The organism is Flavobacterium sp., from assembly GCF_044368625.1.
Lineage (GTDB): Bacteria > Bacteroidota > Bacteroidia > Flavobacteriales > Flavobacteriaceae > Flavobacterium.
The window spans coordinates 1-6,451 of the sequence record NZ_JBIPPD010000189.1 but is presented as its reverse complement, the minus strand read 5'-3'; the positions used below and the strand labels follow the sequence as shown (position 1 = coordinate 6,451).

The following is a 6,451-nucleotide window of genomic DNA, read 5'->3' as shown; positions in this document are numbered from 1 at the left end:
ATTGAAAAAAAGAATTCTAACAAAGCAATCAAATTAGAAAACACTTTATTCAACTCTACTGATAATACCGAAGTTACTTTAACTAATAAAGATTTTGATAAATATGGTTTTAATTTAAAATTCAAAATATCTGTTCCGTTAAATATAAAAATACAAAAAGATTCAATTATTTTCACTGCTACCTACGATGAAGTAGTTTTTGACGCAATTTACCATTCTGAAAAAATGGACGAAGGAATGATGAAAATTACTTCTAAAATTTATGAATATATTTTAAATAAGATAAATTAAATTCCTTGCTTTACAGTAAGTTTAAGAATTTCTGGTCAATCCATAATTTAAATTTTTTATCCTCTTTAAATCAATGTATTGACCGAAATTAGAGTCGGCAAAACTTCCAAACCTCCCAATTCATAAAAATTTTAACCAAAAAATCCTTCACAAATACCCTTTAAAAAAATCAAAAACCCAAACCCCACCCTAAAGTAGGATTCTAACATTTATTTGTATTTCAAATTCAAACTAATAATATTCGAAGTCAACGGCGTTGTTCTGCTATAATGGCCGTACCGCACTTCCAACGTGTTGAGGTGTTTGATCCCAAAAACACCTTTGAGTGGTGTAAATTTAATTCCGGCTCCCAGAAAATGACTGTTAAATGTCGATAAATCGTAGTTGCTGGTATAAAATTCAGAAGCGTCCGTATGTTCTTCGAAACCTTTAAAATATTTTGCTCCTTGCTGACTGTAATACCGATAAAACGGACTCACCGACAAAAACGGCGACAATTTCACAGGCATTTCCAAATCAAAAGTGTGAGCGCTAAGGTTCCAATCGTCCGAGTAGTAACGGTAGTAACCCCTAAAAATAATATTGTCGCCCAGAAAATAACTCCCCCGTACCGAAACCGGTATTTTGACTCTGCTACTCGGTAAATTTTCCTGATGAACCGTTCCATCACTAAAATACACCCGGTGAAAAGGCAAACTCAAATAACCACTTTGCTGCACGATATCGACGAGAAACAACAACTGAAAATTTTTATTTACAACTTGCGAATACCCCAACGAACCTGCAAATGTATTTCTCGCTTCTGACCCACTTGGCGCTCCAGGACCACGAAGTTCGGTGGGTAAAACCAGCGTTACTTGATCCAAAAACGTTTGAAATCGGGCTACAAATTCGCCATTTTTACTTTTCGTTTGTTTGGAATATCCCACAATTCCGCCATACGATTGGTAATCGTATTCAAAAGAAGACGACAACCCAAACGTCAGCGATTTTCCTTTTTCCTCATTTTCGCGGGTATAAGTCACGGAGGGATAAAAGCGATTGTCGGAAGAAGATGCCGAAGTGTTGGCTTGCAAATCAATCATATCCGACGAGGCCGAACTGTAATGATCCACGCCCGCTTCAATATCCCAATTGTGCTTGATGCCCGCTTTGTCGTATTTAAAAAGTTTGACATCAATCGTATTGGAAATGTCCGTCAATTTTTGGGTGCCAATTCCACCCGTTACCGAAGCATTGTTTCCATCCTGCTGATAATAACTCGAAACCAAATTGATTTCGTCTATTTTCAACTTCGTACTTTTGTAATTGGAAGAATCTTTTAGCGTATTTTGAGCGGAAAGTTGCATCAAACTGAGCAAAGCATAACCACTTATAAGTATTCGTTTCATCTTTTTATCGCTATTTCAAAGGCATTATAGAATTCATTTTGGGCGTTCCCCTCCCGAAAGAGGTCGGGTCGGGCCGTACGTTCCCGCTTTTTTAGTAGCGGTTTAAAAAAAAACCACCACTAAAAAGAGCTCCACTGCCGTCCCTAACGCGAAGGAACCCGCGGAGCCAGAACTTTTTTTTAAATCAGAAATTTATTTTTTTTACACAAAACAGCTTGTTTCGTAATTGGTTTAAAATTAGTTGCAACCGCAACCGCCGCCCGTTTTTCCGCCACTCGCTCCCGAAGCACCTTCGCGGTAGGTTTGAAAACTGTTCTCCGTTTTCTGGATTTTCCGATTAGCCAAAGCCATTTCCGAATCGTTTATTTTGCTTTTTTGGTACGATTTAACGGACGTACAAGAAGTAACAACCGTTGCAAGAACCAAAGCAAAAATTAGTGAAGGCATTATTTTTATTCTTTTCTTCATAATAAGTTGATGTTTTTGGAGGTGTATATTTTATTAAAATCGTCTATGATGATGCAGTGTAAATTCGGAATTTGATTCACTAAAAAAAGTCCGTTTTTAATCCCCATCACGGCAATCGGTGTTGCCATCGCATCGGCAAACTCGGCATTGTTAGCAATCACGGTCACACTCTTGATTCCTGTAATAGGCAAACCCGTTTTCGGGTCAATCGTATGCGAATACTTCTTGCCATTTATCGTTACGTATTTTTCGTAATTTCCCGAAGTAGCAATTGCTTTTTCGGATATTTCCAAATACGAATAGGCGTTATTTGGCGCATCCGGATTGGCAATCCCAATGGTCCAGGGTTTTCCGTTGGGTTGAAATCCCCACGCCGTTAAATCGCCACTGGCGTTGATGATGCCACTTTGCACCTGGTTTTTGACGAGTATTTTTTTCGCCATTTCAGCAGCATATCCTTTTCCGATGCCTCCAAAACCAATTCGCATTCCTTTTTCTCTTAAAAAAACCGTTTGGTTTTCGGCGTCCAAAATGATGTTTCTATAATCAATCAAATGCACCATTTTCAAAGCGGTTTCTGCACTAGGAAGACGGGTCATTTTTTGGTCAAAATTCCACAAACTTTTGTCAATACTTCCATATGAAAGGTCGAAAGCACCTTGCGTGATGGTAGAAATATGCATACTTCTCTCAATCAAATTGAAAACTTCGGCATCAACTTTCACGGGCTCCATTCCAGCGTTATCATTGATGCGATTGGTTTGACTTTCGGGACGGTAAGTAGTAAAAAGCGTTTCAATCCGTTGAATTTCGGTAATTGCAGCTTGAATATTTTCGTTGGCAAAATCTTTGTCATCCGCCACAACCGTAATCGTAAAGCGGTTTCCCATGAGTTGCAGCGATTTCGAAAACTGTTGCATATCGATTTTATTTACGGGATTGGCAAATGGTTTGAAGTTCTTCCACCCATTTTTCGACCGAAACTTTTGGTTTTCCTTGCCAGATTTGGACCACTTTCCCCTCGGAATCAATCAGCAACGTCAGCGGAAAAATACCGTTTGGATTGTATTTTTCGGCTAAGATTTCATTGTTTTTGACTTGTTCTGAGGTTCCCGAATTCTTCTTTTTCCGTGGAAAATCGGCATTTACTAAAACTAAATTTCCCTTCGCAAAATCCATGAAAGCGGGTGTATCCAAAAATTCTTGGCGAAAGCCAATACACGGCACACACCAATCCGAACCCGAAAAATTGAGCAAGATTAATTCATTTTTTTCTTTCGCTATTTTTTTGGCTTGTTCAAAATTGGGTTCCCATTGGATCGGAATTATAAAAAACAATAAAAGAGCTAACGTTTTCATTTCAAGTAGTTTTTAAGTAATTATTTCTATAACAAAGAACGGAAAGTTGTTACTTTGTAGCGTGTAACTTAACTTAAGAGTTGCTTAATATTAGTTATACGTCTCAAATGTTTTTTAGAAGAAAAAAAGAAAAGAGTAGCAATAAAAAAAGGTAGTTTTTGAAGTAAGTACAACGTTCTGAATTTGATTGTAAAAATTAATTGTGTTGAAATCAATCCATTTTTTTTAATTTAAAATAATTTTTAAGCATTATTGTTGCTAATTATCAACACGAAAACGTTATAGTATGCTTTTGCAATTTTTTTTTAAGTTAAATACGAATAACTTTGACAAAATGTCTTGTTCGATACAATAAGTTTAGGTTAAATTTTTTGGAGAAATCGCAAAAATTAGGGATAAAGTTGATTGTATACTAAAAATGAAATCAGATTGGTCGTTGCAAGTTTCAAATAAGGGTTAAACTTTGTCCTTTGAAAATGAAAACTAGTGTGACCGGACATAAATGAATTAAAAAATTGAAAGTTATGAAATGAGCATAACCGAAATGCGATGCAATTACTCCCGACAGCTATCGGGACACCAATAAAAAACGATAAATATCTATATATGAAATCGCCCTTAAAGGCAAGTTTGTGCAAACAATTGAATAATCATCGAACACCGATGAAAACTATACTATTGTGAGATAAACACCACTAAATAAAAAGGGGATACCATATATGACCGCTAATAAATCAAATTTTACATATATGAAAAAAGCGCTACTTAATGCTACTTCTGGAAAATGCACAAATGCTATTTTTGGTACTGATTGGATCAATAAACGCAAAGAAAGTTGGCTTCTTGCTGCATTGCTGTTTGTTTTTGCCAATGCACAATCCCAGTTTCATACACCTACAGTTAATGCAACGCTTGGTGCAAATGAATATGGAACGGGAAATGTAAATAATTTGGTCACAGGATCATCGACATGGTACCTTACTTGGAACGATACCGACTTGTTTGTTTTTTTACAAAATGCCAATGAAACAGAGCCCGTTACGATTTACCTTGACGTGGATCCTTCAATTCCGGTTAATGGCGGATCAAATGCGAACGGAACCTTAGTCGGTTTAAATTATGATGGATATACTACAAGGCCTAACCTGCCTTTTAGAGCCGATATAGCCATTTATTGCCACAGTGGTTATCGTGAACTTTTCAGACGAGATGGTAGTAATGGATGGTTCTCTCTCGGAGGTGGAAATGACGGTATCAGTGGCAGCGGTACTAATGATTATACGGGAAATACAAATGGACAATATTCTTCAAATAATGCAGGTGATGGAAGTGGAGGCAATGATCGAAGAGAGTTTAGAATTTCTTGGAGCCGTTTATTAGGGTCAATCAATAGTGGAATCAGGCCATCCAGTTTCAACTGGTTAGGTTACGTATCTTATAATAACGGAATGTATGCCCAAGTTCCAATTGAAAATTATAATGGAAATAATGTAAATGGCAACAGTAATGGCATTGTACGTTATTTTACGGTTTCTAATACGAACAACGGAGCTGCTACAGGGCCTTTTAGCAGAAATTCGTTCACGCAACCTCTTGGTGCAACCAATAATACATTTGGTCCCATATCCGTTTGGGATTTTACAATGAACAGTACAGGACAACAAATAGCACGTTCAAATGCAGGAGGCAATTGGAACATTGGCGGCACACTTACTGTTGGAGCGGGGACATTATTTTTTGGAAGTGGCGGCTCAGGTTATGGAACGTCAACGGTTGCAAATGTCAATATTGTGGGAGGTACGTTAAATATGGATCAAACCAACAAGACACTTAATGTTTCTGGAAACCTTTCCATCAATACTGGAGCTACGTTATCACTTTCGGGAACTATTGGTGGAGATTTAGATATTCAAGGAAATATTATTGATAACGGAACTTTTAATGCAAATAGTAGAGCCGTCTTTTTTAGTGGTGGCAACGTCCAAGATATTCAAGGAAACGGAATTTTCGATATTCCTTTTGTCCGAATTAACAAGACGGGCGGAAGAGTGCGTTTGCAATCTGATTTAACTTGTATTGGAGTAAACGCACAGAATGCCATAGAAATTCAAGGAGTGAACAGTATTCTTGACTTAAATGGTAGAACATTAAATCTTGGTGCAACAGATAATAGTTCAACATACAATAATAACATTACAACACCTGGTTTTATTCGTGGCTCTGCCTCATCTACGCTTACTATTTTAGGAACGGGTACTTTAGGGACAATAAATTTCGACCAATCAGTTCCAGGATCAACCAATGCCTTGGGTAATTTAAACCTTGATCGAACATCAGGAGGTGTCGTTACCGTTGGAAATTCCTTTACAATAAATACGTCATTGACTGTTGGAAGTGCATCTGTATTAGATATCAAAGAAACACTAACAGACAACCGAACTACCAAAACTTTTGGCGGAACCGTTCAATACAGTGGAATCGATCAAGCAGTAATAGGAGGAACTTACAACAATTTATCCTTTTTAAATTCAGGCACAAAAACATTTGGAGGAGCGTCTAGTATTGCTGGAAATTTTGTTGTAACAACTGCTACGGGTATCGCTCCAAGTACTATTACATTTAATGGTGCATCTTCCCAAAATATCGCAGGATTGGCTTACAATAATATTGAATTTTCCGAAGCAGGTTCAAAAACATTTACCTCGAATGCCTCTGTAAACTCAGTGTCTTCAATCAGCTTTTCAGGTGCTGGCGCAACTATTGATTTTGATGGTGCTTCAAATAATGTAGTTTTTGAGTTGAAATCAAATATTGATGGCACAGCAAGTGTTGCAAATGCTTCTGGATGGACCTTAAACGGAAAAGTAACCACTGAACGTTACATTCCTGCCAACCGTGCTTGGAGAATACTAACTGCACCATTGACGGGAGTTTCAGATAAT

At 37.4% G+C, this 6,451-nt stretch carries 6 protein-coding genes; 2 read left to right on the top strand and 4 right to left on the bottom strand.

The features are described from left to right. The coding region (locus tag ACIQ2X_RS12565) for a hypothetical protein (protein WP_396179263.1) at positions 1-291 on the top strand (291 nt) is incomplete at its 5' end. A 209-nt stretch (positions 292-500) separates the two neighbouring features. Here the strand turns inward: ACIQ2X_RS12565 and ACIQ2X_RS12560 are convergent. The 4 genes from ACIQ2X_RS12560 to ACIQ2X_RS12545 form a co-directional block, all read right to left on the bottom strand. After that, entirely contained in the window at positions 501-1,682 is a 1,182-nt protein-coding gene (locus ACIQ2X_RS12560) for a DUF3570 domain-containing protein (RefSeq protein ID WP_396179262.1), read from the bottom strand. Positions 1,683-1,919: 237 nt separating this feature from the next. Continuing rightward, entirely contained in the window at positions 1,920-2,129 is a 210-nt protein-coding gene (locus ACIQ2X_RS12555; RefSeq protein ID WP_396179264.1) for a DUF4266 domain-containing protein, read from the bottom strand. A gap of 17 nt (positions 2,130-2,146) precedes the next feature. Continuing rightward, on the bottom strand, positions 2,147-3,070 hold the full coding sequence (locus ACIQ2X_RS12550) for an FAD:protein FMN transferase (RefSeq protein WP_396179261.1): 924 nt from the start codon (positions 3,068-3,070) through the stop codon (positions 2,147-2,149). A 7-nt stretch (positions 3,071-3,077) separates the two neighbouring features. Continuing rightward, on the bottom strand, positions 3,078-3,509 hold the full coding sequence (locus ACIQ2X_RS12545; protein ID WP_396179260.1) for a thioredoxin family protein: 432 nt from the start codon (positions 3,507-3,509) through the stop codon (positions 3,078-3,080). A 749-nt stretch (positions 3,510-4,258) separates the two neighbouring features. Here ACIQ2X_RS12545 and ACIQ2X_RS12540 point away from each other — a divergent pair. Next, positions 4,259-6,451, top strand: a 2,193-nt coding sequence (locus ACIQ2X_RS12540) for a hypothetical protein (protein ID WP_396179259.1), incomplete at its 3' end; no start/stop codon positions are given.

Excerpts from the sequence above, each read along its gene's own strand:
- ACIQ2X_RS12560 (WP_396179262.1), bottom strand. The coding sequence starts at position 1,682 with ATGAAACGAATACTTATAAGTGGTTATGCTTTGCTCAGTTTGATGCAA.
- ACIQ2X_RS12555 (WP_396179264.1), bottom strand. The coding sequence starts at position 2,129 with ATGCCTTCACTAATTTTTGCTTTGGTTCTTGCAACGGTTGTTACTTCT.
- ACIQ2X_RS12550 (WP_396179261.1), bottom strand. The coding sequence starts at position 3,070 with ATGCAACAGTTTTCGAAATCGCTGCAACTCATGGGAAACCGCTTTACG.
- ACIQ2X_RS12545 (WP_396179260.1), bottom strand. The coding sequence starts at position 3,509 with ATGAAAACGTTAGCTCTTTTATTGTTTTTTATAATTCCGATCCAATGG.